22 protein-coding genes are annotated in these 25,904 nt (G+C 72.9%); 9 read left to right on the forward strand and 13 right to left on the reverse strand.

The window, feature by feature from the left end; translation table 11 throughout:
* Positions 1-10 precede the first annotated feature (10 nt).
* Complete coding sequence (locus ACIO3O_RS29640) at positions 11-1,543, forward strand: cytochrome P450 (RefSeq protein WP_401751144.1); 1,533 nt, start codon at positions 11-13, stop codon at positions 1,541-1,543.
* Between the two features lie 63 nt (positions 1,544-1,606).
* Here the strand turns inward: ACIO3O_RS29640 and ACIO3O_RS29645 are convergent, their stop codons facing one another.
* Both ACIO3O_RS29645 and ACIO3O_RS29650 read right to left on the reverse strand, forming a co-directional pair.
* Positions 1,607-2,728, reverse strand: coding sequence for a hypothetical protein (locus ACIO3O_RS29645; protein ID WP_401751146.1), 1,122 nt, complete (start codon positions 2,726-2,728; stop codon positions 1,607-1,609).
* A gap of 578 nt (positions 2,729-3,306) precedes the next feature.
* Positions 3,307-4,230, reverse strand: coding sequence for an aminoglycoside phosphotransferase family protein (locus ACIO3O_RS29650; RefSeq protein WP_401751149.1), 924 nt, complete (start codon positions 4,228-4,230; stop codon positions 3,307-3,309).
* 172 nt (positions 4,231-4,402) lie between these two features.
* Here ACIO3O_RS29650 and ACIO3O_RS29655 point away from each other — a divergent pair, with 172 nt between their 5' ends.
* The gene (locus ACIO3O_RS29655) at positions 4,403-5,749 is read left to right on the forward strand and encodes an LCP family protein (RefSeq protein ID WP_401751152.1); all 1,347 of its coding nucleotides are present in this window, start codon (positions 4,403-4,405) and stop codon (positions 5,747-5,749) included.
* Positions 5,750-5,796: 47 nt separating this feature from the next.
* On the forward strand, positions 5,797-6,675 hold the full coding sequence (locus tag ACIO3O_RS29660; RefSeq protein WP_401751155.1) for an LLM class flavin-dependent oxidoreductase: 879 nt from the start codon (positions 5,797-5,799) through the stop codon (positions 6,673-6,675).
* Between the two features lie 106 nt (positions 6,676-6,781).
* Here ACIO3O_RS29660 and ACIO3O_RS29665 read toward each other — a convergent pair whose 3' ends face one another.
* From ACIO3O_RS29665 to ACIO3O_RS29675, 3 genes are all read right to left on the reverse strand, one after another.
* Positions 6,782-7,624 (reverse strand): CPBP family intramembrane glutamic endopeptidase, encoded by an 843-nt coding sequence (locus ACIO3O_RS29665; protein WP_401751157.1) that lies wholly within the window; start codon positions 7,622-7,624, stop codon positions 6,782-6,784.
* Between the two features lie 69 nt (positions 7,625-7,693).
* Positions 7,694-9,163 carry an NAD(P)/FAD-dependent oxidoreductase gene (locus ACIO3O_RS29670; protein WP_401751160.1) on the reverse strand — a complete coding sequence of 490 codons (1,470 nt, stop codon included), beginning with the start codon at positions 9,161-9,163 and terminating at the stop codon, positions 7,694-7,696.
* 369 nt (positions 9,164-9,532) lie between these two features.
* Positions 9,533-10,993, reverse strand: a complete 1,461-nt coding sequence (locus tag ACIO3O_RS29675) for an FGGY family carbohydrate kinase (RefSeq protein ID WP_401751163.1) — start codon at positions 10,991-10,993, stop codon at positions 9,533-9,535.
* A 253-nt stretch (positions 10,994-11,246) separates the two neighbouring features.
* Between ACIO3O_RS29675 and ACIO3O_RS29680 the strand changes: the two genes are divergently transcribed.
* From ACIO3O_RS29680 to ACIO3O_RS29705, 6 genes are all read left to right on the forward strand, one after another.
* Positions 11,247-12,248 carry a hypothetical protein gene (locus ACIO3O_RS29680; RefSeq protein ID WP_401751166.1) on the forward strand — a complete coding sequence of 334 codons (1,002 nt, stop codon included), beginning with the start codon at positions 11,247-11,249 and terminating at the stop codon, positions 12,246-12,248.
* A 99-nt stretch (positions 12,249-12,347) separates the two neighbouring features.
* The gene (locus ACIO3O_RS29685; protein WP_401751168.1) at positions 12,348-13,892 is read left to right on the forward strand and encodes an amino acid permease; all 1,545 of its coding nucleotides are present in this window, start codon (positions 12,348-12,350) and stop codon (positions 13,890-13,892) included.
* An 83-nt stretch (positions 13,893-13,975) separates the two neighbouring features.
* Complete coding sequence (locus ACIO3O_RS29690) at positions 13,976-14,992, forward strand: SPFH domain-containing protein (RefSeq protein WP_401751170.1); 1,017 nt, start codon at positions 13,976-13,978, stop codon at positions 14,990-14,992.
* Positions 14,989-15,882 (forward strand): hypothetical protein, encoded by an 894-nt coding sequence (locus ACIO3O_RS29695; protein ID WP_401751173.1) that lies wholly within the window; start codon positions 14,989-14,991, stop codon positions 15,880-15,882. The genes ACIO3O_RS29690 and ACIO3O_RS29695 overlap by 4 nt, the downstream gene beginning before the upstream one ends.
* Positions 15,883-16,015: 133 nt before the next feature.
* On the forward strand, positions 16,016-16,159 hold the full coding sequence (locus ACIO3O_RS29700) for a hypothetical protein (RefSeq protein WP_401751176.1): 144 nt from the start codon (positions 16,016-16,018) through the stop codon (positions 16,157-16,159).
* A 231-nt stretch (positions 16,160-16,390) separates the two neighbouring features.
* Positions 16,391-17,749, forward strand: a complete 1,359-nt coding sequence (locus ACIO3O_RS29705; protein WP_401751179.1) for an MFS transporter — start codon at positions 16,391-16,393, stop codon at positions 17,747-17,749.
* Here the strand turns inward: ACIO3O_RS29705 and ACIO3O_RS29710 are convergent.
* The 8 genes from ACIO3O_RS29710 to ACIO3O_RS29745 are packed head-to-tail and all read right to left on the reverse strand — an operon-like array spanning position 17,722 to position 25,835.
* Positions 17,722-18,906: a 4-hydroxybenzoate 3-monooxygenase gene (locus ACIO3O_RS29710; RefSeq protein WP_401751182.1), complete on the reverse strand. Its 1,185-nt coding sequence runs from the start codon at positions 18,904-18,906 to the stop codon at positions 17,722-17,724. The two genes, ACIO3O_RS29705 and ACIO3O_RS29710, sit on opposite strands and share 28 nt — an antisense overlap.
* A 4-nt stretch (positions 18,907-18,910) precedes the next feature.
* Entirely contained in the window at positions 18,911-20,341 is a 1,431-nt protein-coding gene (gene pcaD, locus ACIO3O_RS29715) for a 3-oxoadipate enol-lactonase (protein ID WP_401751185.1), read from the reverse strand.
* A complete protein-coding gene (gene pcaB / locus ACIO3O_RS29720) occupies positions 20,338-21,885 on the reverse strand; it encodes a 3-carboxy-cis,cis-muconate cycloisomerase (protein ID WP_401751187.1) in 1,548 nt (515 codons plus the stop codon). The genes pcaD and pcaB overlap by 4 nt, the downstream gene beginning before the upstream one ends.
* Positions 21,872-22,435 carry a protocatechuate 3,4-dioxygenase subunit alpha gene (gene pcaG / locus ACIO3O_RS29725; RefSeq protein WP_401751190.1) on the reverse strand — a complete coding sequence of 188 codons (564 nt, stop codon included), beginning with the start codon at positions 22,433-22,435 and terminating at the stop codon, positions 21,872-21,874. The genes pcaB and pcaG overlap by 14 nt, the downstream gene beginning before the upstream one ends.
* A complete protein-coding gene (pcaH, locus tag ACIO3O_RS29730) occupies positions 22,435-23,217 on the reverse strand; it encodes a protocatechuate 3,4-dioxygenase subunit beta (RefSeq protein WP_401751192.1) in 783 nt (260 codons plus the stop codon). Before pcaH ends, pcaG begins: the two co-directional genes overlap by 1 nt.
* Positions 23,218-23,224: 7 nt before the next feature.
* Positions 23,225-24,412, reverse strand: a complete 1,188-nt coding sequence (locus ACIO3O_RS29735; protein ID WP_401751195.1) for a thiolase family protein — start codon at positions 24,410-24,412, stop codon at positions 23,225-23,227.
* Positions 24,409-25,056 carry a CoA transferase subunit B gene (locus ACIO3O_RS29740; RefSeq protein WP_401751197.1) on the reverse strand — a complete coding sequence of 216 codons (648 nt, stop codon included), beginning with the start codon at positions 25,054-25,056 and terminating at the stop codon, positions 24,409-24,411. Before ACIO3O_RS29740 ends, ACIO3O_RS29735 begins: the two co-directional genes overlap by 4 nt.
* Positions 25,053-25,835, reverse strand: a complete 783-nt coding sequence (locus tag ACIO3O_RS29745; protein ID WP_401751199.1) for a CoA transferase subunit A — start codon at positions 25,833-25,835, stop codon at positions 25,053-25,055. The genes ACIO3O_RS29740 and ACIO3O_RS29745 overlap by 4 nt, the downstream gene beginning before the upstream one ends.
* Between the last annotated feature and the right edge of the window lie 69 nt (positions 25,836-25,904).

Here is a 25,904-nt window from a genome sequence, read left to right on the forward strand (position 1 = left end):
AGGAGTTGCGATGACTTCCCCCTTCGACCCGTCCCCGCTGCCGCCGCCCGAGTGCCCGGCGCACGCCCTGGGCGGCACGCCCGAACCGGAGATCAGCGAGATCGGCCCCGGCGGGCTGCGCAGGCTGTACGGCCCGGCGCACGAGAAGGACCCGATGGGTCTGTACGAGAAGCTGCGCGCCGAGCACGGTCCGGTGGCCCCCATCCTCCTCAACGGGGACGTGCCCGCCTGGCTGGTGCTCGGTCACAGCGAGAACCTGCACATGACGCGCACCCCCTCGCTGTACTCCCGGGACTCGCGCCGCTGGCGGCTGCTGCAGGACGGCACCGTCACGATGAACAACCCGCTCGCGCCGATCTTCGCGTACCAGGACGTCTGCGTGTTCATGGACGGCGCCGAGCACGAGCGCCAGCGCGGCGCGGTCACCGACTCCATCGCCCGGATCGACCACCGGGGCGTGCGCCGCTTCATCAACCGGTTCAGTAACCGGCTGGTCAACGACTTCTGCCAGGACGGGCACGCCGATCTGGTGAGCCAGTTCGCCGAGCACCTGCCGATGATGGTGATGTGCCAGATCCTCGGCATGCCCGAGGAGTACGACGAGCGCCTGGTGCAGGCCGCCCGCGACATGATCAAGGGCACCGAGACCGCGATCGCCAGCAACGAGTACGTGATGGCGGCACTGCAACGCCTCGCGACGCGGCGCCGGGCGGAGCCCGAGGAGGACTTCGCGTCCTGGCTGGTGCACCATCCGGCCGGGCTCACCGACGACGAGACCGCGCAGCACCTGCGGCTCGTGCTGATCGCCGCGTACGAGACGACGGCCAACCTGATCGCCAACGTGCTGCGCATGATGCTCACCGACCCGCGTTTCCGCGCCCAGCTCAGCGGCGGCCACATGACGCTGCCGGAGGCGGTCGAGCAGACGCTGTGGGACGAACCGCCGTTCACCAGCATCCTGGGCCGCTGGGCGGCCGGTGACTCCGAGCTCGGCGGGCAGAAGATCAAGGCGGGCGACGCCCTGATCATCGGTATCGCGCCCGCCAACGTCGACCCGGTGGTACGCCCCGATCCGACTGCCTCCATGCAGGGCAACCGCGCCCACCTGGCCTTCAGCGGCGGCCCGCACGAGTGCCCGGGGCAGGACATCGGGCGCGCCATCGCCGACACCGGCGTCGACGCGCTGCTGATGCGCCTGCCGGACCTTCAACTCGCCGTGGAGGAGAGCGACTTGCGCTGGCGGGGATCGCTGATGACCCGTCACTTGATCGAACTGCCGGTGTCGTTCGCGCCGCGGCCGCCGCAGGAGGTCACCGGGCCCACCACGCCGACGCAGCGCCCCGCGCCCGCACGCGACTGGCAGGTGGCGTCGCCGCAGCACGGTACCCCCGCGGCCGCCGCACCGCAGACGGTGCAGCAGCCGGGTCCGGTGCCCCAGGCGCCCCAGGCCGTGCCGCCCGCGGCGACGATCCCGGCGCAGCGGCGGGGGTCGGCTCCGGTGCGGGCCTGGCGCAAGCTGGTCACCTGGTGGCGGGGCTACTAGCAGCGGTCGGACGGGACCGGGGCCCGGCGGCGCCGGGCGTGTCGGGGCCGTTCGCGCGTCGTCTCAGGCGGCGTGTCGGACGGCCTCGACGTGTTCCTCGACCTGATCCCACTGGTCCCACCACCAGGAGATGGTCGGCAGCGGCAGCGCCTCGGTGCTGTCGTCGGCCGGACGGTGCTTCCACCAGCCGACCGGTTTGGCGAGCGGGGTCACCTGCTGGGGAACCACCCGGTAGCGCGGGCAGCGGGCCGCCCAGTCGAGGTGGCCGCGCACGAACTGGCCCAAGTCGTGGACGTAGCGCCGCAGTTCGGCTCCGCCGTCGCGCAGGACCTGCTCGCGCAGGCGCAGGAAGAGCACCATGACGCGGTCGCGCATGGCGACGGCGTACTGGAGGGCGACGGCCGGTTCGCAGTCGAGTTCGTGGCACAGGACGTCGATCAGGTTGAGGTCGTCGTCGGCGCGCAGGAGTTCCTTGTTGCGGGAGTAGAGGTCGTTGTCCCAGCTGACGAGGGTCCAGGTGATCTCGGTGAGGGCCCGCACCCGGGGGTCCTCCAGGTCCTCGTCGGGGACGGAGTAGCCGGCGACTATTTCCATCATCGCGGTGGAGGGGGCCATGCCGATGGCACGCATCCACAGGGTGACGTAGTCGTTCACGGAGGGCTGGCCGGGGCTGCGGCGGCACTCCGCCTCCCAGACCAGGCCGGAGGTGTAGACGCGCATGGCGTCGACCCAGCGGCGGATCTGCCGCGCGGTGGCGTACCGCTCCAGCTCGATCCGCAGGTCGCGCAGGACCGCGGCGTGTCGAGACTCGCCGGGGATCGGCTCGCCGGGGGCTTCGATCGCCCGCATGATGAGGCCGACCTCCCTGGCGAGCTGTCCCGCGGTGGGCCGGGCCTCGTCGCAGACGCCGTCGTCGAGGGAGAAGAGGACGGCGTGGAACTTGGCCATCAGGGTGAGCGGGGCGAGCCTGCCGTAGGGCATGGTGAAAGCGGTGAGTCCGCCGAAGTCGCAGCGGGCGAGCCGGGCCCGCTGGTCCTCGTCGGTGTCGAGGTTCTGCCGGAACATCCAGTCGACGGTCAACTCGTTCAGCACCCCTGCCGCCGGGTGCGCCGCGGGTGTCACCGGGCAGTAGAAGGGCACGTGCGGCAGTGGCTGAACAAGCCGGTGATCCGAAGCGACGTTCATGGGAAATCCCCCTGGAGTCCAGGTTTCAACGTGCAGTGCGGTGTTCTGTTCTGTGCTGCGGCCTATATGCCCATGTCCGATCGTCAATAACGATGCAACTGCCCGTGATCTGGCGCTGGTTGAGCACCGTGTGTCCGGAGCTGTCGGTACGCCGGATCCCCGGCCCGGCGCGCGCTGTGGATGATCTCCAGGGGACGCACGTGGCCATCGGGGCGGATCTTTACGTGTACACCTCTTGCCATCGAGAGTCTTCGGGGTGCCGAATCCGGGATTCCGATGGGCGGATGCCGGGGTCGGCACGAAAACGGTCCGCATAGCACCGAGACGGTCACAGGTGGCCGCCAAGTGGCCGAATACCGCCTTGTTCCTTGCCCGATGTTCGAAATGTTCGGCCACTTACCCACCCGGGCCCACGCCGTTGCACGCCTCCGTTCGCGCCGCGAGCGCCGGGGGTGGCGCGCACCGGTGCGCGCGTTGGCGTTCGAATCGCTTCGGACGTACGCAGGCCGAACACCGGGACGGCGCACGCGGCGCGCCCCGGTGGGGTGTCAACAAGAGGAACCGTTTCCCCGGGCGTGTCAGCCGGTGCCGAACCAGGTCTCGGCGACCGCGTCCCACGTCGGCCCGGGTGGCGCGGGCAGCTCGCGGAAGTACCGGGGCAGGTTGGCGTAGACGTGCAGCAGGGTGTACGCGAGGAGGTGGCGCGGGTCGAAGGTGCGGCCGTACTCCTTCTGGAAGCGGGCCATCAGGCCCGGTTCGCCCCGGGTCAGGAAGAGGCCGACGCCGACCAGGTCGTACGCGGCGTCGCCGAGCAGGGCGGGCTCGAAGTCGAAGAGGCCGGTGAGCCGCCAGGTGGTGGGGTCGACCACGAAGTGCTGGCGCATCGGCTCGGTGTGCAGCAGGACGCGCGGCGGGTCGGCGGGCAGGTCGACGGAGTCGAGGAAGCCGGGGATCGCCTCGACCCACTCCTCGGCCAGCCCCCGGCTGCGCTGCCGCTCGACCGCGCCCGCGCGCTGGCGGGCGAGGAAGTCGCCCCAGTCGACGGGGCCGAGGGTGGCGGCGAGGGGCCCCGGATCGAGGGCGTGCAGGGCGGCCAGCGCCCCGGCCGCCTCGGCGACGAGGTCGCCCCGGGCGTCGGCGGGGATCGACGGCCAGGCCTTGGCCAGGTCGTCGCCGGGCAGGCGGGACATCAGGACGTAGCGCCAGCCGTTCTCGTACGCGCCGGTGGAGTGCAGTTGCGGCGTCGCGACGGGGAGGCGGCCGTGCAGGTGGGCGAGGACACGGCTCTCGGTGACGGCGTCCGAGGCGTCGACGCCGGGGAACAGCTTGAGCACATGGGTGTCGCCGACGGCGTAGACGGGCTGCGAGCCCTCGGAGAAGCGGACCAGCGGCAGTCCGCCGAGGCCGAGGCGGGCGCAGAGGTCCTGGGCGCCCGGGCGTACGCGCGCGTCGTCGGGGACGACGGCGTCCCACTCTTCTGCGGTGTTCACCTCGGGAAGCATGACGCGGACATTAATCCGATGATCAGCACGGCGGCCATCGATTTAGGGGTGTGCTGCGCTAGGCTGCGAGACGTTCACGCCAGGTTTGCCCCGTTTTGGGGGTTCTGCTCGTACCGCTTCGACTCGCTTCCCGGCGATTCGCTGCCTGTCGGTTTGCTCCCTGGAGGTCCTCTTGCTTCCGCGTCGCCCCCTCTCCGGCCGCATCCACTCCCGCCGTCGCCGACTCGCGCTCGCGGCGCTGCTGGTGGCCTCGCTGGCGGCCGGTCCGTTCCCGGCGACGGCCGACGCCCCGGCCCCGTTCGCGCTCACGCACGACGCCACGCTCTCCGCCGACGCCCTCGCGGCGCCCGGCACGAACCTGCTGATCGTCGGCATCGACCGGCGTGCGGGCATGACCCGCCAGCAGATCAACAAGCTCCACGTCGGCGGCCAGGAGTGCAACTGCACCGACGTGATGATGCTGGTGCACCTCTCCGACGACGGCCGCCGGATGAGCGTGGTCTCGCTGCCCCGCGACTCGTACGTGCAGTTCGCCCCGCACGACCATCCGCAGCACGCGGGGAAGATCAACGGCGCGTACAAGCACGGCGGGCCCGACCTCGCGGTGCGCACCGTCGAGCAGGCCACCGGGCTGCGGATCGACCACTACCTGGAGACGGACTTCGCCCGGTTCGCCGATGCGGTCGACGCGCTGGGCGGCGCGGAGGTCTGCACGGACAAGCTGCTGGAGGACCGCAATTCCGGTCTGAGCCTGTCCCCCGGCACCCATGTGCTCCCAGGCGTGAAGGCGCTGCGGTACGCGCGGGCCCGCAAGGTGTCGCCGCCCGGCGACCTCGGCCGGGTGCGCCGTCAGCAGCGGCTGCTGCTCGGGATGCTCACGCGGCTCGCCGACGCCGGCGCGCTGAGCGATCCGGTGAAGCTGGTCGACACCGCGTCCGCGCTGCTCCCGCGTCTGCGCACGGACGCCGGGACCGGTGTGGCGACGCTGTTCAAGCTGGGCTGGGGGCTGCGCGAACTGCGCGCCGACCAGCTGGAGTTCGCGACGGTGCCGATGAAGGCCTTCGACCACCGGGTGCCGCAGTGGGGTTCGACCCTGGTGTGGGACGAGGTGCGGGCGCAGCGGATGTTCGCCGCCGTGCGGGAGGACCGGCCGGTCGCCGAGGAGCTCACCCTGCGGGCGGTGCCGGTGGAGATGGAGCCGGGTACGGTACCGGCCCGGGTGGACGACCCGGACGTGGCGGAGGCCCTGCGGCGCAGCGGCTTCGACGTGACGAAGGCGGAGCCGCCCGCGGTACGGGCCGAGGGGCCGACCGTGATCACGTACGACCCGTACTGGGAGCGGTACGCCTCGACCCTGGCGGCGGCGCTGCCGGGCGCACAACTGCGGCCGGTCGAGGGGAACGGGCACGTCTTCCAGGTGCGGGTCGGGCGGGTGGCGCAGGCGGTGGCCGAGGTGACGTACGACAGGAGCATGGTCGAGGGAGCGCCGGTGACGGGGGATCAGCTGCGCTGCCGGTGATCAACGGGGCTTGCCAGTGCGAGAGTTCGGCGCGTACGAAGGACACCATGACGACTCTTGGCGTGGTGTTCCGTCCTCAGCTGGCCCCGGAGAGGCTGCGTCCGCTGGTGCGCGCGGCGGACGCGGCGGGGCTGGAGGAGCTGTGGCTCTGGGAAGACTGCTTCCTGGAGAGCGGGGTGGCGGCGGCCGCCGCCGCGCTCGCGTGGTCGGAGCGGCTGCACGTGGGGGTCGGGCTGTTGCCGGTTCCGCTGCGGAATGTGGCGCTGACCTCGATGGAGGCGGCCACCCTGCTGCGGCTCTTCCCGGGCCGGGTGTCCCTCTCGGTGGGGCACGGGGTGCAGGACTGGATGGGGCAGGTCGGCGCGCGCCCGGCGTCTCCGCTGACGCTGCTGCGCGAGTACCTGTCGGCGATGCGGGCGCTGCTGCGCGGGGAGCGGGTCACCGTCGACGGGACGTACGTACACCTGGACGACGTGGCGCTGGACTGGCCCCCGCTGGAGGTTCCTCCGGTGTACGCGGGCGGGGTCGGGCCGCGCACGCTGCGGCTGACGGGCGAGGCGGCGGACGGCACGATCCTGGACGCGTCGTTCACGGCGGAGGGGGTGCGCAGGGCGCGTCGACTGGTCGACGAGGGGCGGGAGTCGGCGGGCCGAACCGCTGAGGGCCCGCACAAGGTGGTTGTCTACCTGCTGGCGGCGACCGGCCCCGGCGCCGCCGAGCGGCTGCGTGCCGAACTGGCCGGGGAGGGCCGGGAGTCCGTGCCGGTGCTGGGGGTCGCCGGGGCCGCCGGGGCCGTGGCCGAGGCGGTGCGGGAGCTGGCAGAGGCCGGGGCGGACACGGTGGTGCTCCAGCCGACGGCGGACGAGCCGGACCCGGAGGGCTTCGTGCGGTTCGCGGCGGAGGATGTGCGGGGGCTGGTGCCCTGACGGGGGCTGGTGCCCTGACGGGGGCCGGCGCCCTGACGGGAGCCTCGTCGGGACGTGCCCGGACGACAGCCGATCCCCGTCAGGGCACGTCCGCGTGGTCGCTCGTTCAGATCTGCGCGGTGGTGCGGCGGTCGTCGCGGACCAGGAAGACGGCCACGACGGCGAAGACGACCATCAGGATGGTGGCGGCCGCGGTGACCAGGGACCAGCCGCCGCTGTGCTGGGTGACGGACTTGTCGACGCCGCCGGAGGCGAGGACGGTCGTCGGGTCGGTGAGCGCGTGCAGCAGGATCGCGGCCCAGAGCGTGCCGGTGACGCGCATGGTGAGGTACATGCACACGCCGAAGCCGAAGGTGTAGACGACCGTGACGAGCACCGTGCTCGCCTGCATCCCGCTCAGCAGGTTGATCACGTGCATGAGCGAGAACAGCACCGAGGACACCACCATCACGAACCGCTCGGAGTGGTCCGCACCGCGCAGCATCCGCACCGCCAGGCCTCGGGTGGCGAGTTCCTCGGTGAAGCCCACGCAGAGGCCGAAGACGGCCATGAGGGCGATCTGCTCCGGGCGCCAGCTCTTCCAGTCGGTGGAGGCGGCGTGGGCGACGATGGCCGTGAGCGCGAGCCCGGGGCCGATCCACATCCAGGGCCTGCCCCCGACCGTCTGCCGGCCGAAGACCTCACGGAGCCAGCCGACGGAGGCGGTGAAGCCGAAGAGGGCCAGTCCGCCGATGCCGATCGGGAGGATGAAGGCGAAGAAGACACTGGCGCCGGTGGCCAGGACGTCGTCCTTGTTGATCCGGTCGCCGAAGAGGGCGCCGACGGCCTGGCCGACGAGCAGGTAGAAAACCAGGTAGGCGGCGATCACCAGGACCGCCTTCCCCAGGTTCGGCCGCTGGAAGAAGCCTGCGCGAGGCGTGACCGGGCCGTCGTCGATTCGCTGTGTCATCACACGCCTCACTGATCTCTGCTCTTTTCGGACGGTCGAACAATAGTCCAGAGATGTCGCTTCAATCGGTCATACGGGATGGATCTGGCCGACGGGGCCGGTTTCCGGCCGGTTCGATACGTCTGCGGTCCCCGCGCCCAGTACTTCCGCGCACAGGGCACGGACGGCGTCCGCGCAGCGTGCGCCGCGGCAGTGGCCTGCTTCGACGCGGGTACGGCGACGGAGGCCGCCCGGGGTGCGGGCGGGGACGGTGGAGGTGAGGGCGTCGCGGATCTCGCCCCGGGTGACGTTCTCGCAGGGGCAGACGACGTCGCCGTAGGCGGGGTCGCGGGCGATGAGTTCGGGGCGCTGGTGGGGGCGGGGGAAGGCTTCGCCGAGGTTGGGCATGCGGGGCGGTGCGGACGGCCCGGGTTCGGCGGTGAGGGGGAAGCCGTCGGCGGCGAGGAGGGCGGCGACGTGGGCGGCGATGCCCAGGGAGGCGCTGAGGCCGGTCGAGCGGATGCCGCCGACGGTGACGTAACGCAGGCCGGGGTGGGCGCGGATGCGGTAGTCGTCGTGTTCGGTGGCGGTGCGCAGGCCCGCGTACGAGGTGATGACGTCCGTGTCGAGGAGGGCGGGCATGATGCGGCGGCCGTGTTCCAGGAGGTGGGCGATGCCTTCGGGGGTGGTGTGGTGCGCGGTCTTGGCGTCGGGTCCGGTGAGGTCTTCGGCGGTGGGGCCGAGGAGGACGTTGCCGAAGACGGTGGGGGTGACGAGGACGCCTTTGCCGAGGGCGGTGGGGACGGGCAGCAGGATGTGCCTGACCAGCTTTCTCGACTCCTTGGCGAACACGAGGAGCTGGCCGCGGCGCGGGGTGATGGTGAAGTCGTCGATGCCGAGGAGGCGGTCGATGGTGTCGGCGTGGAGTCCGGCGGCGTTGACGAGGCGGTGGGTGCGGAGGGTGCCGCGGGTGGTGTGGAGTTCGTGGCCGTCGGAGGTGGGGGTGATGCGCTCGACGCGGGTGTTGAGGTGGAGGTCGGTTCCGGCGCGGACGGCTTCGGTGGCGTAGGCGAGGGGGGTGGTGAAGGGGCAGATGATGCTCTCGCCGGGTACGTGGAGTGCGCCGAGGGCGCCGGGGCCGAGGTGGGGTTCTCGGGCGTACAGCTCGGCGGGGGTGAGGGGGCGGGTGTCGTGGACGCCGTTGCGGACCGCCTTCTCGGCGAGGGCGGGGAGGGCGGCGAGCTGGTCCTCGGTCCAGGCGACGAGGAGGGCGCCGAGGGGTTCGACGGGGATGCCGGTGGCTTGCGCGTGGGCGAGGAGGCGGCGGTGTCCGTCGCGGACGAGACGGGATTCGAGGGTGCCGGGGGTGGTGTCGAAACCGGTGTGGAGGATCGCGGTGTTGGCCTTGGAGGTGCCGTTGCCGATGTCGTCGGAGGCGTCGAGGAGGGCCACGTGGGGGCGGCGGCCGGGTGGGGTGTGGGTGGTGAGGTGGCGGGCGAGGGCTGTGCCGATGAGGCCGGCGCCGATGATGGTGAGGTCGTAGGGGGGTGGGGTGGGCATGGGGGTGCTCCTCTGGGGGGGTGGTTGGGGTGCGGGGTGGTGGGTGGGCACCCGGTGCGGGGGGGCTGCGCGGGGGCTCGGTCGGGGCGGCACCCGGTGCGGGGAGTGCTGCGCGGGGGCTCGGTCGGGCGGCACCCGGTGCCGGGGCGGGATTTCCCCTACCCGCCCCTTCCCGTAACCCTGCGGGGCTGTTGCACGGTTCTGTGCGGGTGCGTCGTGGCTGGTCGCGCAGTTCCCCGCGCCCCTGAATGCCTGCCCTTCGGGCGGCATATCAGCCCGTCCGGCGTTTGAGGACGCGCGGCGGAGCCGTGCAGGGGGCGAGGGGCGTAGCCCCATCAGGGACAGCAGCCACCCATCGACCCGCAGGGTTTAGGGAAGGGGCGGGGTGGGGTGGGAGACGGCCGAGCGGAACGCCGCTCGACGATCCTCCGCCTCCCCGGGCGACATCACCGGCTCGTACACTGCCGAGGGCTCCCCCGCAGGGAAGAGCGCCTCCGGCAGAGGGAAGCCCAGCCCCGTCCGGGCCGCCGCCCCCACCCCCAGCGCCGTCGCGTCCGGCGACGCCGACACCACCACCGGCACCTGGAGAAGGTCCGCCTGCACCTGCATCAGCACCGCCGATCGCGTGAGCCCCCCGTCCACCTTCAACTCCGCCAGCGGCGCCCCCAGTTCCGCCCCCACCGCCTGCGCCAGCTCCGCGACCTGCGCCGCCAGCCCCTCGCACAGCGCCCGCACCAGGTGGCCCGCCGTGGTGTCCAGCCCGAGGCCGCTCAGACTCCCCCGCGCCTCACTGCGCCACCACGGCGCGGCCAGCCCCGCGAGGGCCGGTACGAAGGTGACTCCCCCGGCGTCGGGGACCTGGGCGGCGACCCGGTCGAGGTCGTGGGCGCCCGCGATGACGCCCAGGTCGGTGAGCCACCGCACCGCCGAGGCCGCCGTGTAGACCTGGCCGTCGAGGCAGTAGTCGGTACGGTCCCCGAGCCGCCAGGCCACACACCCCACCAGTCCGGTGGTGGGTCGGACGGGACGGCGGCCCGCCCGGGCGAGCAGGAACGCCCCTGTTCCGTACGTGCACTTGGCGGCACCCGGCACCGTCGCCCCCTGGGCGAGCAGCGCCGCCTGCTGGTCCACCAGGAGTCCGGTGAGCGGGAGTTCACCGCCGAAGGCCGTGGTCGTGCCGACGGGACGGTCGCAGGCGACGACCTCGGGCAGCGGCTCCTCGCCGAGGCCGTAGAGGTCGAGTGCGACGGCGGACCAGGAGACGCTGTCCAGGTCGAGGAGCTGGGTGCGCCCCGCCGTCGCCGCGTCCGTGACGAACGCGCCGGTGAGCCGGTGGACGAGCCAGGCGTCGCTGGTGGTGACGGTGCCCGCCCGGGTGAGGTGGCGGCGTATCCACGCCATCTTGGGCGCGGCGAAGTAGGGGTCCAGCGGCAGCCCGGTGAGGTGTCGCAGCTTCTCCTCGTGCGGGGCGAGTTCCGCGCAGAGGTCGGCAGCCCGGCGGTCCTGCCACACGATCGCCTCGGTGAGCGGCGCGCCGGTGGCCGGGTCCCAGGCCAGGACGGTCTCGCCCTGGTTGGCGAGGCCGACGGCGGCGACCGGTTCGCCCGCCGCGGCGAGGGCTTCGCGACCGGCGGCGACCACCGACGCGTACAGCTCCTCGGGGGACACCTCCACCCGGCCGCCGGGCAGGTGGCGGGGGTGCACGGGGGCCCGGCCGGTGCCGATCACGCCGCGTTCGGGGCAGACGACCAGCGCCTTGGTGGCGGACGTGCCCTGGTCCACGGCGAGCACCGGCCCGCTCCGCGACACGCCGCCGACTGCCCCGCCCATCCCCGCACCCCTTCGCCCCGCCGACCGTCCGAAGTCCGGCCAAAGCCTCCGCCAGGCGCACGGCCCCCGTCAAGCACATACGGATGCGAGCGTTCCCCGATCCCCCCTTCCCGCCCCCATGCGCTGGACCGGAATTCCGATCCATGGTCAACTACACGGCGGCACACGGCAGTTGCGCATGGTTCGCATGTGAGGCGCAGCCGTCACCCCCGCACCCATCCCGGCCGACGACCGCACCAGAGGACCAGCGACGATGCCCAGCGAGGACTTCCGTCCGGTGTACCACCCCGCAGGCCACGACGCCGAACTGCGTTCTGTCGTCCAGGAGTTACGGGCAGGCAGATGGCTGGCGATGCGGAACTTACTTGCGGGTACGTCCACTTGGTCGGCATGGACCCGACGTACCCAGGTCCTGGCGGCCGTCGCGGCCGGTACGGACACCGTGCGCGCCTGGCGCGCCGAGGAGCCGCGCAGTGCCGTCGCGACCGCGATGCACGCCCGGGTCGCGGTGGAGCGGGCGACCCGGGCGCACCGGGAGGGCCATCCGCAGACCACCGTGTGGTGGCACGAGGCGTGGGAGGCGTGCCGGATCTACGCCGAGCTGGTGCCGGACGACCCGGTGCCGTGGGTGTGCCTGCTGGCCCTGTCCCCGCTCGACCGGGACCAGCGGATGCCGGAGCACCGGCTGCCGCCGCCGGGGCCGATGCTGTTCCCCGGCCCGTGGGCGCTGCTGGAGCAGGTCGCCAAGCGTGACCCCGACAACCGGGAGGCCCATCAGCGGATGCTCCAGTTCGTGTACGCGCGCAGTCCGCACGGAGCGCTCCCTGAGGCCGTCAACTACGCACGCTGGGCCGCTGCTTCGTCCCCGGTGGGCTCGCCCGCGCACACGCTGCCGCTGTATGTGCGGGCGGAGCGCTACCGGCGGGAGCGCGGCCAGGACAGGGCGCTCGACCTGCACTGGGTGACGGACGACGCGATCCGCGACGGGCGGGCGGCCCTGCACGACTGGTTCGACGTCGCCGATCCCGCCGATTCCTCGCCGCTCGACCTGAGCCATCTCGCGCACGCCCTGTGGGGTGCGCACCAGTTCACCGAGGCGGCCCGGGTGTTCCGGACGCTGGACCCGTACTACGTGCCCGTGCCGTGGACGTACCGCATCCGCGACGACCAGGGCGACACCGCGCAGGCGGCGCAGGAGCTGTACCTCCGGGCCCGCTCGCGGTCCCTGGAGGCCTCCGGCCCGTCCCTCTCGTAAGAGACGGCCCGTCCCTCTCGTAACAGAACCGCCCACGCACACCGCACACCGCAGAACCGCACACGCACCACCATCCGTCCCCCCAGTGAAGGAAGACTCATGTCCCTCTCCGCGCCGTCGTTCAAGAAGGGCGCCCGCTCGCAGCCGCCCGCGCAGCAGGACGAGGAGGCCCGGCTGCGCGAACTGGGCTATCAGCCGGTGCTGGCCCGCCGGATGGGCGGGTTCGGCAACTTCGCGATCAGCTTCTCGGTCATCTCGGTACTGTCCGGCTGCATGACGCTGTACGGCTTCGGCCTGGGCACCGGCGGCCCCGCCGTGATGATGTGGGGCTGGGTCGGCGTCGGGCTGTTCGTGCTGACGGTGGGCATGGCGCTGGCCGAGGTGACCAGTGCGTACCCGACGTCGGGCGCGCTCTACTACATGGCGGACCGCCTCGGCGGCCGCAAGTGGGGCTGGTACACAGGGTGGTTGAACCTGCTGGGCCTGCTGGGCGCGATCGCGGGCATCGACTACGGCGCGGCGCTGTTCACCGGGGCCTTCCTCAACCTGCGGTTCGGGTTCGAGCCGACGCCGGGCTCCACGATGCTCATCTTCATGTGCATCCTGCTGCTGCACGCGGTGCTGAACCTGTTCGGCGTACGGCTGGTCAGCGTGCTGAACTCGATCAGCGTGTGGTGGCACCTGGCGGGTGTGGCGGTGATCGTCGGCGCGCTGACCATCGTCCCTGACCACCACCAGTCGACGAAGTTCGTCTTCACCGAGTTCGTGAACGACACCGGCATCGACAGCCCCATCTACGTGGCGGCGATCGGGCTGCTGCTCGCGCAGTACACCTTCTGCGGGTACGACGCCTCCGCCCACCTCTCGGAGGAGACCTCCAACGCGTCGGTGGCGGCCTCGCGGGGCATCGTGCGGGCCATCTGGGTGTCCTGGCTGGCGGGCTTCGCCCTGCTGGCGGGGCTGACGTACGCCATCCAGGACTACGCGGGCACGGTGGGCAGCGAGACCGGGGTGCCGCCGGCCCAGATCCTGCTGGACGCGCTGGGTTCGGGCGGGGCGACGGCGCTGCTGCTCGTGGTGATCGTGGCGCAACTGTTCTGCGGGAACGCCGAGGTCGCCGCGGCGAGCCGGATGGTGTTCGCGTTCAGCCGGGACAACGCACTGCCGGGCTCCAAGCTGTGGCGGCGGGTCAGCAGCCGCACCCAGACGCCGGTTCCTGCGGTGTGGCTCTCGGTGGGCGTCGCCTGCCTGCTGGCGGTGCCGTCGCTGTACTCGGCGACCGCGTACGGCGCGGTGACGGCGATCAATGTCATCGGCATCACGCCCGCCTACGCCATTCCGATCTTCCTGCGGCTGCGGGCGGGCGACCGCTTCCAGAAGGGGCCGTGGCACCTGGGGCGGTGGAGCAAGCCGATCGGGTGGATCGCCGTGTCGTGGGTGGCGATCGTGACGGTGCTGTTCCTGCTGCCGCAGAAGGCGCCGGTGAACTGGGAGTCCATGAACTACGCGGTGATCGCGCTGGCCGTGGTGCTGATCCTGGCGACCGCGTGGTGGTACGTGGCCCGCAGGACGTACGGCGTGCCGTCACAGGCGGCGTACGGGACCAAGCGGGAGCGGGAGGAGATCGCGGAGGGCATCGTCTGACCGCCGACACCCCCTTTCGTCGTATTGACGAGAAGCGAGTCCCCCTCTTATCGTCATGAAGACGAGAAAGAGGGGGACCACTCATGGCCGACATCACCCGGCGCTTCGGCTGGCGCCACCTGAGGTCCGCGCCCACCGCCCACATCCGCCACCACCGGCGCGGCAAGCTGGTCCACGACGGGCCGGGGCTCAGCTTCTGGTTCCGGTCACTGACCGCGGCGCTCTCCGAAGTGCCGGTCAGCGACCGGGAGTTGGCGATGGCCTTCCACGCTCGTACGGCCGACTTCCAGGACGTCACCCTCCAGGCCACGGTCACGTACCGGATCAGCGACCCCGCGGTGGCCGCCGCCCGTCTCGACTTCTCCGTGGACCCGGACTCGGGGGCCTGGCGCGGCGCACCGCTGGAGCAGATCGCGACCCTGCTGACAGAGACCGCCCAGCAGCACGCCCTCGACACGCTGGCACGTATCCCCTTGTCGGAGGCGCTTGTTGATGGTGTGTCAGCGGTACGAGGACGCATCGCGACCGGTCTGGAGGCCGAGCCCCGACTGCCCGCCACCGGGATCGAGGTCGTCGCGGTGCGGGTGGTGGCGATCCGGCCCGAGGCGGACGTCGAGCGGGCGCTGCGCACCCCGGCGCGGGAGCAGATCCAGCAGGAGGCCGACCGGGCGACGTACCAGCGCCGGGCGGTCGCGGTGGAACGGGAGCGGGCCATCGCGGAGAACGAGCTCGCCAGCCGCATCGAACTGGCCCGCCGCGAGGAGCAGTTGGTCGACCAGCGCGGCACCAACGCCCGCCGTGAGGCGGAGGAGCTGGCGGCGGCCGACGGGGTGAAGGCCGAGTCGGAGGCCGCCCGGAAGGTGCGGCTCGCCCGCGCGGAGGCGGAGGCGGCGCGTGCGGTCGGTGAGGCGCGGGCCGAGGCGCAGGCGGCGTGGTTGCGGGTGCACGGGGAGGTCGATCCGGCGACCTTGCACGCGCTGGCGACGACGCTGCTGGCGGAGAACGTGCCGCGCATCGAGAACCTGACGGTGTCGCCGGACGTGCTGACGGGGATGCTGGCGAAGCTGGCAAACGGCGGCAGCGGGGGCGGCCGGTCGTGAGCCTCGCACCGCGTGCCGTGCTGGTCCATCGCACCAGTGAGTACGAGGAGTTGCTCGCCCGGCACGGCACGCGCGGCCAGGCCGAGTTCTACCTGCGCGCGCGGGGGCGGAGCGTGCGCGAGGTGGAGGAACGGCATCTGCGGGCCCGGCGGGCGCTGGCGGAGGTGGCGGGGGCCGTGCCGTTGCAGTGGCGGCAGGCCCGGGTGGAGCGGGCGGACCTGGACCGCTTCCTGTTCGGTCCGGAGGACGTCGTGGTGGTCGTCGGGCAGGACGGTCTGGTGGCGAACACGGCCAAGTACCTTCAGGGGCAGCCGGTGGTGGGCGTCGACACGGACCCGGGCCGCAATCCGGGGGTACTGGTGCGGCACCGGGCGGCGGACGCGGGGAAGGTGATGCGGTCGGCGGCGGGCGACGGGGCGGCCGAGCTGCTGACGATGGTGGAGGCGGTGGCGGACGACACCCAGCGGCTGGTGGCGCTCAACGAGATCTTCCTCGGCCCGGCGGGACACCAGACGGCGCGCTACCGGATCGGCCTCGGCGACGCCCCCGGGGACGAGGCCCAGGCCTCCTCCGGCGTGCTGATCGGGACGGGCACCGGGGCCACGGGCTGGCTGCGCTCGCTCTGGCTGGAGCGGGGCTCGGCACTGCGCCTGCCGGGCCCCCGGGACGCCGGCCTGGCGTGGTTCGTCCGGGAGGCGTGGCCGTCGCCGACGACGGGGACCTCGCGGGTGGAGGGGGTGCTGGCGGGGGCCGAACGGCTGCGGGTGACGGTGGAGTCGGACCGGATGGTGGCGTTCGGGGACGGGATGGAGGGCGACGCGGTGGAGGTGGGGTGGGGTCAGACGGTGTGGGTGGGCAGGGCGGAGGCGGGGCTGAGGCTGGTGGGCTGAGGGGCCCTGGCGGGGCTGGGCCGGTGGGTCTTCGGGGTACGTAACCTTCGCGCCCCCAGCGGATCGTCATGAACACCCGGGCCTCCCTGCCCTGACCCCCGGCCCGCCCTTCGCGGACCTGTTCCCGAGCGCCGTGCGGTACACCGGGGCCCCGCTCGGCTGTCAACTCGCCATCGTGCTGGGCGGATCGCTCACGCCGATCATCGGGACCGCCCTGCTCGGGCAGTACGCGTCGACGACGCCGATGGCATGCTTCCTGCGCTTCACGCTGTTGTGAGTAACGCAGCGGAGTTCCACAGCCAGCACTGGTGGCGCCGGTCGGTGGCACCGACGGTCTTGATGCCGCGCGCGCCGGTCGCGAACTCCCTGATCATGGTGGTCCGCTTTTCATTGACATGCACCCGCCCCGGACGGACACTCTTGCCACTCTGTCGGCGAAGCTAAGTTCACTGGACGAACGACGCAATACGGTCGCCGCCTCAACTCCCCCACACCGCAAGGGACTTGGATGACCGCCTCCGCTCCCCCGGGCCGCCCCCACACGTTCCGTTCCGTGCTGCCGGTGCTCGCCCTGTGCTGGCTGGCCGTGTTCTTCGACGGCATGGACGTGAACATCTACGGCGCCGTCATGCCGCACATGCTCGACGACCCCGGCCTCGGCCTGACCACCTCCAGTGCGGGCACCATCGGCAGCTGGACCACCTTCGGCATGCTCATCGGCGCGCTCACCGCCGGGAACCTCACCGACTGGCTGGGCCGCCGCCCGATGCTGGCGGGCAGCGTGCTGTTGTTCTCGCTGGGGTCGGCGCTGTGCGCGCTCGCCGGGACGCCCGCGCTCTTCGGGGCGGGCCGGTTCGTCGCCGGGCTCGGGCTCGGCGGACTGATGCCGCTGTGCCTGGCGATGGTGATGGAGTTCGCCCCGCCGCGCCGGGTCGCGCTGACCACCGGGCTCCTGATGACCTCGTACCACGCGGGCGGCATGGTCGCGACGGGGCTGGGGCTGACGCTGGCTCCGGCGGCGGGCTGGCGCTGGGTGTTCTGGGCGGGCGTGCTGCCCGCCCTGATCGCCGTACCGCTGCTGCTGAGGCTGATGCCGGAGTCGCCCGGGGTGCTGCTCGCGCGCGGCGACCGGGCGCGGGCAGATGCGGTCGCCGACAGGTACGGGCTGGTGCGGCCGACGGCGGTGGCGGCTCCGGCGGCCGGGGCACGGGGGCGCTGGGACGCCGTACTGGCGCTGTTCCGGCCGGAGTCGCGGTGGGCGACGCCGCTGCTGTGGCTGGCCTCGTTCTGCGGGCTGCTGCTCGTGTACGGGGTCTCGACGTGGCTGCCGCAGATGATGCGGGCCTCGGGATACGGCCTGACGTCGTCGGTCAGCTTCCTCATGGTCATCAACGCGGGCGGCATCGTCGGCATGCTGATCGCGGGCCGCACCGCTGACCGGTTCGGGGCCGTGCGGGTCTCCGCGATCTGGTTCGTGCTGACGGCGGTCGGGGCGCTGCTGCTGAAGGCGCATCTGCCGCTGGGCTGGACATACGTCGTCGTGGCCGTCACCGGCGTGTGGCTGTTCAGCGCGCAGGTGATGGTCTACGCGGCGAGCAACTCCCTCTACCGGGACAGCGAGCGGGCCGCCGGGCTCGGCTGGGTGACCGGGGTCGGCCGTACGGGAGCGGTGTTCGGCCCGTGGCTGGGCGGGGCGCTTGCCTCCAGCGGCAACCAGAGCTGGGGCTTCACGTCGTTCGCGCTGGCGGGGCTGCTGGGTGCGGTGGCGATCGCGCTGGTGCCGGTGGCGGCACGGCTCGGCGGGCGGGGGCGCACCGCCCCGCCCGCTCCTCCCCTCGCTCAGCCCGTGAAGGGCAACCCCGCATAGTTCTCGGCGAGTTCGGCCGCAGCGTGCCGCGAGGAGGCGATGCGGTCGAGCTGGGAGATCTGCAGCCGGGTCTGGAACGCGGACTGCTCGGGCTCCGCGTGGAGCGTCGTGGTCATGAAGTACGAGAAGTGCTCGGCGCGCCAGACCCGGCGCAGCGCGGCGTCCGAGTAGGCGTCCAGGAGGTCCGTCTCGCCCGTGGTGTGCAGCCGGGTGAACGCCTCGGCGAGGCGGACCACGTCGGCGGCGGCCAGGTTGAGGCCCTTGGCGCCGGTCGGCGGGACGATGTGGGCGGCGTCGCCGGCGAGGAGGACCCTTCCGTACCGCATCGGCTCGGTGACGTGACTGCGCATCGGGAGCACGGACTTGGCGGTGATCGGCCCGCGTTCCAGCTTCCAGCCCGGGTCGGCGTCGGTGGCGAAGCGGGCGTCGAGTTCGTCCCAGATCTGTTCGTCGGACCAGTCGGCGGGGTCGGTGCCGTTGGGCACCTGGAGGTAGAGGCGGCTCACCGTGGGCGAGCGCATGCTGGCGAGGGCGAAGCCGCGCTCGTGGTGGGCGTAGATCAGTTCGTCGTAGACGGGGCGGGCGTCGGCGAGGATGCCGAGCCAGGAGTAGGGGTAGGTCCGCTCGTACGTGGTGCGGACGGACTCGGGGACGGCGTTGCGGGCGACACCGTGGAAGCCGTCGCAGCCGACGACGTAGTCGCAGCTGAGCGTCTTGTCCTCGCCGTCGTGGCGGTAGCGGACGAGGGGCCGCGCACTGTCCGCCCCTTCGACGTCCGTGACCTCGGCCTCGAACAACAATGGTCCGCCGTCGGCCAGTTGAAGGCCTATCAGATCCTTCACCACCTCCGTCTGGGCGTACACCATGACGCTGCGGCCGCCGGTGAGGGCGGGGAAGTCGAGGCGGTGGGCGCGGCCGTCGAAGCGCAGCTCGATGCCGTCGTGCGGCATGCCCTCCGCGTCCATGCGGGTCCCGGCTCCGGCGGCGCGGAGGATGTCGATCGTGCCCTGTTCGAGGATTCCGGCGCGCTGGCGCTGCTCGACGTAGGCGCGGTCGCGGCTCTCCAGGACGACGCTGTCGATTCCGGCGTTGTGCAGGAGGCGTGCGAGGAGGAGTCCGGCCGGGCCGCCGCCGATGATGCCGACTGTGGTGTGCATGGGGTCAGTTGTCCGTTTCACTGATTGCTTCTGCGGTGGCTTCTTCGTCCAGTACGCGCTGGGCGATGCCGAAGGCGGAGTTGGCGGCGGGTACGCCGCAGTAGACGGCGGACTGGAGGAGGACCTCGCCGATCTCGTCGTGGCTGAGTCCGTTGCGCACGGCGGCCCGTACGTGCAGGGCCAGTTCGTCGTGGTGGCCGCCCGCGACGAGGGCGGTGAGGGTGATGCAGCTGCGGGTGCGCCGGTCGAGGGTGTCGCCGGTCCAGATCTCGCCCCAGGCGTACCGGGTGATGAAGTCCTGGAAGCGGGCGGTGAGGGGGCTGGTGCGGGCGACGGCCCGGTCCACGTGGGCGTCCCCGAGGACGGCCCGTCGGACGGCCGTGCCGTCGGCGTGGGCCCGGCGCGCGGTACGGTCGCCGTGGGGGGCGGCCCCGGGGAGTGCGCCGGACGGGCCGTCCTCGCCGGGGCCGCCGACCGTACCGGTCGCCCGGACGTCACGCGCGCGGCGCGCGGCGGGGTCGTCACAGGGGGCAGCCCCGGGGGGTGCGCCGGAGGGACCGCCCACGCCAGGGCCGCCGCTCCGGCCGGACACCCGGACGTCGGGCTCATGGCGTACGGCGGAGCCGTCGCCCTGCACGCAACCACCGACCGTGCCGGTCCCCGTGCAGGCGGACTCCGTCAAGTGCCCCTGGAGAGCGGCGAGTACGGCGTCCGGGCGCTCCACGCCCGCCAGGTGTGCGGCGTGCGGGAGTTCGACGAGGCCCGCGTCGGGGATCGTGTCGGCGAGCAGGCGGGCGTCGGCGGGCGGGGTCGCGGTGTCGGCGCGACCGGCGATCACCAGGGTCGGAGCGGTGATCTTGCCGAGGTCGTCGCGCAGGTCGAAGGCGGCGAGCGCGTCGCAGCAGGCGGCGTACGCGGCCGGGTCGACGGTGCGCTGGGCCTCGGCGAGTTCCGCGGCGGCCGCTCCCGCGAACCCGGGGGTGAACCAGCGTGCGGGCGCGGTCGCCACCAGCGGTTCCATGCCCTCGCGGCGCACCAGCGCCGCCCGCTGCTGCCATGCCTCGGCCGTCCCGAACCGGGCCGCCGTGCAGACGAGGGCGAGCCGCTCGACCCGCTCGGGGTGGTGCACGGCGAGCCACGAGCCGACCGCACCGCCGAGCGAGACCCCGGCGTACGCGAACCGGTCGATGCCGAGCGCGTCGGCGAGCCCGAGCACGAGCCGTCCGAGGTCGGCGACACTCGCCCCGGCCCCGAGGAGCTGCGCGTCGGAGCCGCCGTGCCCGGGAAGGTCCCACCGGACCACACGGAACTCGCGTGCGAGGGCGGGCACTTGACCCTCCCAGACGCTCAGCGAGGTGCCGAGGGAGGGCCCGAGGAGGAGCGGCGGGGCGTCGGCGGGGCCGTCGACGCGGTGGTGGAGGAGGGGATGAGTCATCGGGGGTCCTGGAGGGGGGTGCGGGGGTGACGGACAAGGGGCTGCCGGGCGAGCGCCCGGTCGACGAGTTCGGGGGCGGCGCCCAGGTAGCGGGTGGGGTCGGTGAGGTCACGCAGACGGGCGAGCGCGGCACCCTGCGCGTCGGCCTCGGGGGTGGTGGAACGGTTCACGTCCGGCTCGGTGGCGGCCCCGTGCAGGGCGCCCCCCGGGTGCGGCTCGGCTCCCGCCACCGCCGCGGCGACCTCGGGCCGGGACGCGAGTGCCTCCGCCAGGGTCGTGCCGTGCTCGGTGGCGTGCCGGGCGGCCCGGGTCAGGACGTGCTTGGCCTGCGCGCGGCCCAGCAGTGGTGTGAGCACCGCGCTCAGGCGTTCCGAGACGATCAGTCCGTTCGTACGGTCGAGATGGGCCCGCATGCGCCCGGTGTGGACGGTCAGCCCCTCCGCGAGCGCCGCCGCGTCCCGCGCCGCTCCGCCCGTGAGGCGCAGCGCGTCGCGCAGCGGCAGCCACTCCGCGTGCCAGGCGCCTGCGGGACGCTCGTCCTCGGCGGTGAGGGAGCCGTACAACACACCGGCCAGCGCGGGGACTTGGCGGGCGGTGGCGGCGATGAGCGTGGCTCGCACCGGGTTGCTCTTGTGCGGCATCGCGGACGAGCCGCCCCCGGCGCCCTCCGCGAGTTCGCCGATCTCCGTCCGGGAGAGGACCAGCACATCGGCGGCGATCTTGCCGAGCGCGCCCGCCGTGAAGGCCAGTGCGCCCGCCAGGTCCGCGACCGGGGTCCGGAGCGTGTGCCAGGGCAGGTCCGGTACGGCCAGGCCGAGTTCGGCCGCGTATGCCGACACCAGGCCGAGCGGCTCCGCACCGTACTCCGCGAAGGCCGCCAACGTGCCCGCCGCACCGCCCAGTTGGGCCGGAAGGCCCTCGCGTACCACGGTCAGCCGGTCGTGCGCGTCCAGGACCAGCGACCGCCACCCGGCGGCCTTGAGGCCGAAGGTGGTCGGCACGGCGTGCTGGGTGAGGGTGCGGCCCGCCATGGGTGTCGCACGGTGTTGCGCGGCGAGGCCGCCGAGCGAGGCCGCCGCGGCCTCCAGGTCGGACAGGACATGTTCCAGCGTGCGTGCCGCGACCAGCATCAGGGCGGTGTCGAGGATGTCCTGACTGGTCGCTCCCCTGTGCACGAACTCGGCGTCGGCAGCGTCCCGTTGGGCCACCTGCGCGGTGAGGTCGGCGACCAGCGGGATGACCGGGTTGCCGCCCGCCCGCGCCCGCAGCGCCAGGTCGCGCACGTCGTACCGGTCCGCGTCGGCCGCCGCCGTCACCGAGACCGCGGCACCGGCGGGGGCCGCCCCGAGCCGGGCCTGGGCCCGGGTCAGCGCGGCCTCGGCATCGAGGAGGGCCTGGAGGAAGGCCCGGTCGCCGGTTGCGGCCTCGGCCGCGCTGCCGACCGTACCGGGCGAGAAGAGCCCCGTATCAACAGGGCCACATCCCGAGGCAGAGCCAAAGGCGTCACCGGAAGTCGCGGAGCCAAAGGCGTCACCGGAAGTCAAGGAACACCGTCTCCCGCTCCCCCTGCACCCGGATGTCGAACCGGCGCAGCCCGTCCGACTCGGCCACCGCGAGCAGCGTGGCGCGCCGGGCGGCGGGCAGGTCGGCGAGCGGACCCGCCGTGATGTCGTCCGTGAAGTACGCCCGCGTGGCGAGGTGGTGCATGAGCCCGCGCGCGAACACGCACACCGCGAGGTACGGGACGGAGTCCGGCGGCGTCAGCGTGCGCACCGCCCAGTGGCCGTCCGCGTCGGTGGCGACCCGGCCGAAGCCGGTGAAGTCGACCCCGTTGCGGCCCAGGAAGCCGCCGGTCACCGGGTCGCGGCGGAGCGATCCGGGCCGGCCGGCGAGGGACCCGTCGGGCGCGGCCTGCCAGGTCTCGATCACCGCGTCGGGGATCGGGTCGCCGTTCCCGTCCGTGACGTGGCCGTGCACGGTGACCGTGTCCGGGTGGCCCGCCGGGGCGATGTCGCCGCCGCCGGCGAAGGGCAGCGCGTAGCCGTAGAAGGGGCCGACCGTCTGGGAGGGGGTCGGCGGGAGGACGGCGGGCATCAGTGGTTCTCCTCGGGGTCGGGCAGCGTGGCGGCGGGGCCGTCCAGGACGATGTCCCAGCGGTAGCCGAGCGACCATTCGGGGCGCGAGAGGGAGTGGTCGTACGCGGCGACGAGGCGTTCGCGGGCGGCCTGGTCGGTGACCGACTGGAGGATCGGGTCGTACGGGAAGAGCGGGTCGCCGGGGAAGTACATCTGGGTGACCAGGCGCTGGGTGAAGGCGGTCCCGAAGAGGGAGAAGTGGAGGTGCGCGGGCCGCCAGGCGCCCAGGTGGTTGCGCCAGGGGTACGCACCCGGCTTGACGGTCGTGAAGGAGTACAAACCCTGATCATCCGTCAGGCACCGCCCCACACCGGTGAAGTTGGGGTCGAGCGGGGCGGGGTGCTGGTCGCGCTGGTGGGCGTAGCGCCCGGAGGCGTTGGCCTGCCAGAGCTCGACGAGCTGGCCGCGTACGGGGCGGCCGTGACGGTCCAGGACGCGTCCGGTGACGGTGATGCGCTCGCCGAGCGGCTCCCCGGCGTGCTGGCGGGTGAGGTCGGCGTCGAGGTCCGTGACGTCGGTGACGCCGAAGACGGGGCCGTGGAGTTCGGCGGCCTCCGGGTCGTCGCCCACGGCGATCAGCGGCTGCTGCGGGTGGCGCAGGACGCTGCTGCGGTACGGGGTGAAGTCGCGCGGCGGGTGGTGCGGGGCGGGGGCGCCCGCCGCGACCGCCTTGGCCACGGCCTGGTGCCGCTCGGCTATTTCGGCGCTGATGTGATCCTGCGTCAGTTCGGCGGAGCTCAAGGGGTGTTCACCTTTCGAGGACGAGTGCGAGGCCCTGCCCGACGCCGATGCACAGGGTGGCGATCCCGGTGCCGGAACCGGCTGCGGCGAGCTGGTGGGCGACGGCCCCGGTGATGCGGGCGCCGGACGCGCCGAGGGGGTGGCCGACGGCGAGGGCGCCGCCGCGCGGGTTGACGACGGCGGGGTCGAGTCCGGGCCACTGGGAGAGGCAGGCGAGGGCCTGGGCGGCGAAGGCCTCGTTGAGCTCGACCACGTCGAGGTCGCCGAGGCCGCGCCCGGCCTTCTTCAGGGCGCGGTGGACCGCTTCGACGGGGCCCGCGCCGAAGAACTGCGGCTCGATGCCGGTGACGGCACTGGCGCTGATGCGGGCGAGGGGTTCGCGGCCGGTGGCGCGCAGGCCGTCCTCGTCCACGAGGAGCAGGGCGGCCGCGCCGTCGTTGAGCGGGGAGGAGTTCCCGGCGGTGACGGTGCCGTCCTTGCGGAAGACGGGTTTCAGCTTGGCGAGGGCCTCGATGGTCGAGGACTCGCGGATGCATTCGTCGCGGGCGAGGTCGACGCCTGCGACGGGGACGATCTCGCCGTCGTGCAGGCCCTCCGCCCAAGCAGCAGCAGCTTTCTGATGGCTCGTCAGTGCGAAGGCGTCCTGGGCCTCGCGCGTCACGGAGTAGCGCTCCGCGACCAGCTCCGCCCCCTCCCCCAGCGCGACCGTCCACTCCTCGGGCATGCGCGGGTTGGTCATCCGCCAGCCGAGGGTGGTGGAGTACATCTGCTGGTGCCCGGCGGGGAAGGCCCGCTCCGGCTTGGGCAGCACCCAGGGCGCGCGGCTCATGGACTCCACGCCGCCCGCGACCGTGACGGAGGCGTCCCCGACGGCGACGGCGCGGGCCGCCTGGATGACGGCCTCCATGCCGGAGCCGCAGAGCCGGTTGACGGTGACACCCGGCACGCTCACCGGGAGTCCGGCGAGCAGGACGGCCATGCGGGCGACGTCCCGGTTCTCCTCGCCCGCGCCGTTGGCGTTGCCGAAGAACACGTCGTCGATCCGGGCCGGGTCCAAGTCCGGGGTGCGGGAGAGCAGTTCGCGCAGTACGGTCGCGGCGAGGTCGTCGGGCCGCACGCCGCTGAGGGCGCCGCCGTACTTGCCGACCGGGGTGCGGACGGCGTCCACCACGTACACGTCACGGAGCGCGGTCATCGCCCCACCACCTCCCCGAGGGCGACGGGTGCGCCCGTCTTCGCGATCAGTTCTTCGGCGCTGACGCCCGGCGCGGTCTCGACCAGCACGAGTCCGGCGTCAGTGACGTCCAGGACGCCGAGGTCGGTGATGATGCGGTGCACGCAGGCCTTGCCGGTGAGCGGCAGGGTGCACTCCCCCACGATCTTCGGGGTGCCGTCCTTGGCGGTGTGGTCGGTGAGCACGATGACCCGGCGGGCGCCGTGCACGAGGTCCATGGCACCGCCCATGCCCTTGATCATCTTGCCGGGGATGGACCAGTTGGCGAGGTCGCCGCGGGCCGAGACCTGCATGGCCCCGAGGATCGCGGTGTCGATGTGGCCGCCCCGGATCATCCCGAAGGAGAGGGCGGAGTCGAAGAAGGACGAGCCGGGGAGGACGGTGACGGTCTCCTTGCCCGCGTTGATCAGGTCCGGGTCCACCTCGGACTCCGTCGGGTACGGGCCGACGCCGAGGAGGCCGTTCTCGGAGTGCAGGACGACGTCGATGCCGTCGGGGAGGTAGTTGGGGACGAGGGTCGGCAGGCCGATGCCCAGGTTGACGTAACTGCCGTCGGTCAGTTCGGCGGCGGCGCGGGCGGCCATGTCCGTGCGGGTCCAGCTCATGAACGTACGGTCCCTCGTGTCGAAGATGCGGAAATCGTGCGCCGTTCGATGCCCTTGTCGGCGGCCTGTTCCGGGGTCAGCTCCACGACCCGCTGGACGTAGACGCCCGGCACGTGCACGGCGTCCGGGTCCAGCTCGCCCGGCTCGACCAGCTCCTCGACCTCGGCGACGGTGACGCGTCCCGCCATCGCGGCGAGGGGGTTGAAGTTGCGTGCCGAGCGGCGGAAGACGAGGTTGCCGTGCCGGTCGCCCTTCCAGGCGCGGACCAGCGCGAAGTCGGTGCGGATGCCGTGCTCCATGACGTGCTCCTGGCCGTCGAAGACCCGCGTCTCCTTCGCGGGCGACGGCACGGCGACCGAGCCGTCGGGGCCGTAGCGCCAGGGCAGTCCGCCGTCGGCGACCTGGGTGCCGACCCCGGCGGGGGTGAAGAAGGCGGGGATGCCCGCGCCGCCGGCGCGCAGCCGCTCGGCGAGGGTGCCCTGCGGGACGAGTTCGACCTCCAGCTCGCCGCCGAGGTACTGGCGGGCGAACTCCTTGTTCTCGCCGACGTAGGAGCCGGTGACGCGGACGATGCGGCCCGCGGCGAGCAGGATGCCGAGGCCGCCGCCGTCGACGCCGCAGTTGTTGGAGACGACGCCCAGGCCGTCGGGTCCGGCGTCGTACAGCGCCTGGATCAGTACGTTCGGCACGCCGCTGAGCCCGAAGCCGCCGACGGCGAGGGTGGCTCCGGCGGGGATGTCGGCGACCGCTTCGGCGGCGGTGGCCCTGACCTTGTCCATGAAGGAATTCCTGACCCCAGGCTGTTCGCCTGATGAACTAGAGTTCACACTTGACTCGTCCAGAGTCTG

Source organism: Streptomyces sp. NPDC087440 (assembly GCF_044744005.1).
Lineage (GTDB): Bacteria > Actinomycetota > Actinomycetes > Streptomycetales > Streptomycetaceae > Streptomyces.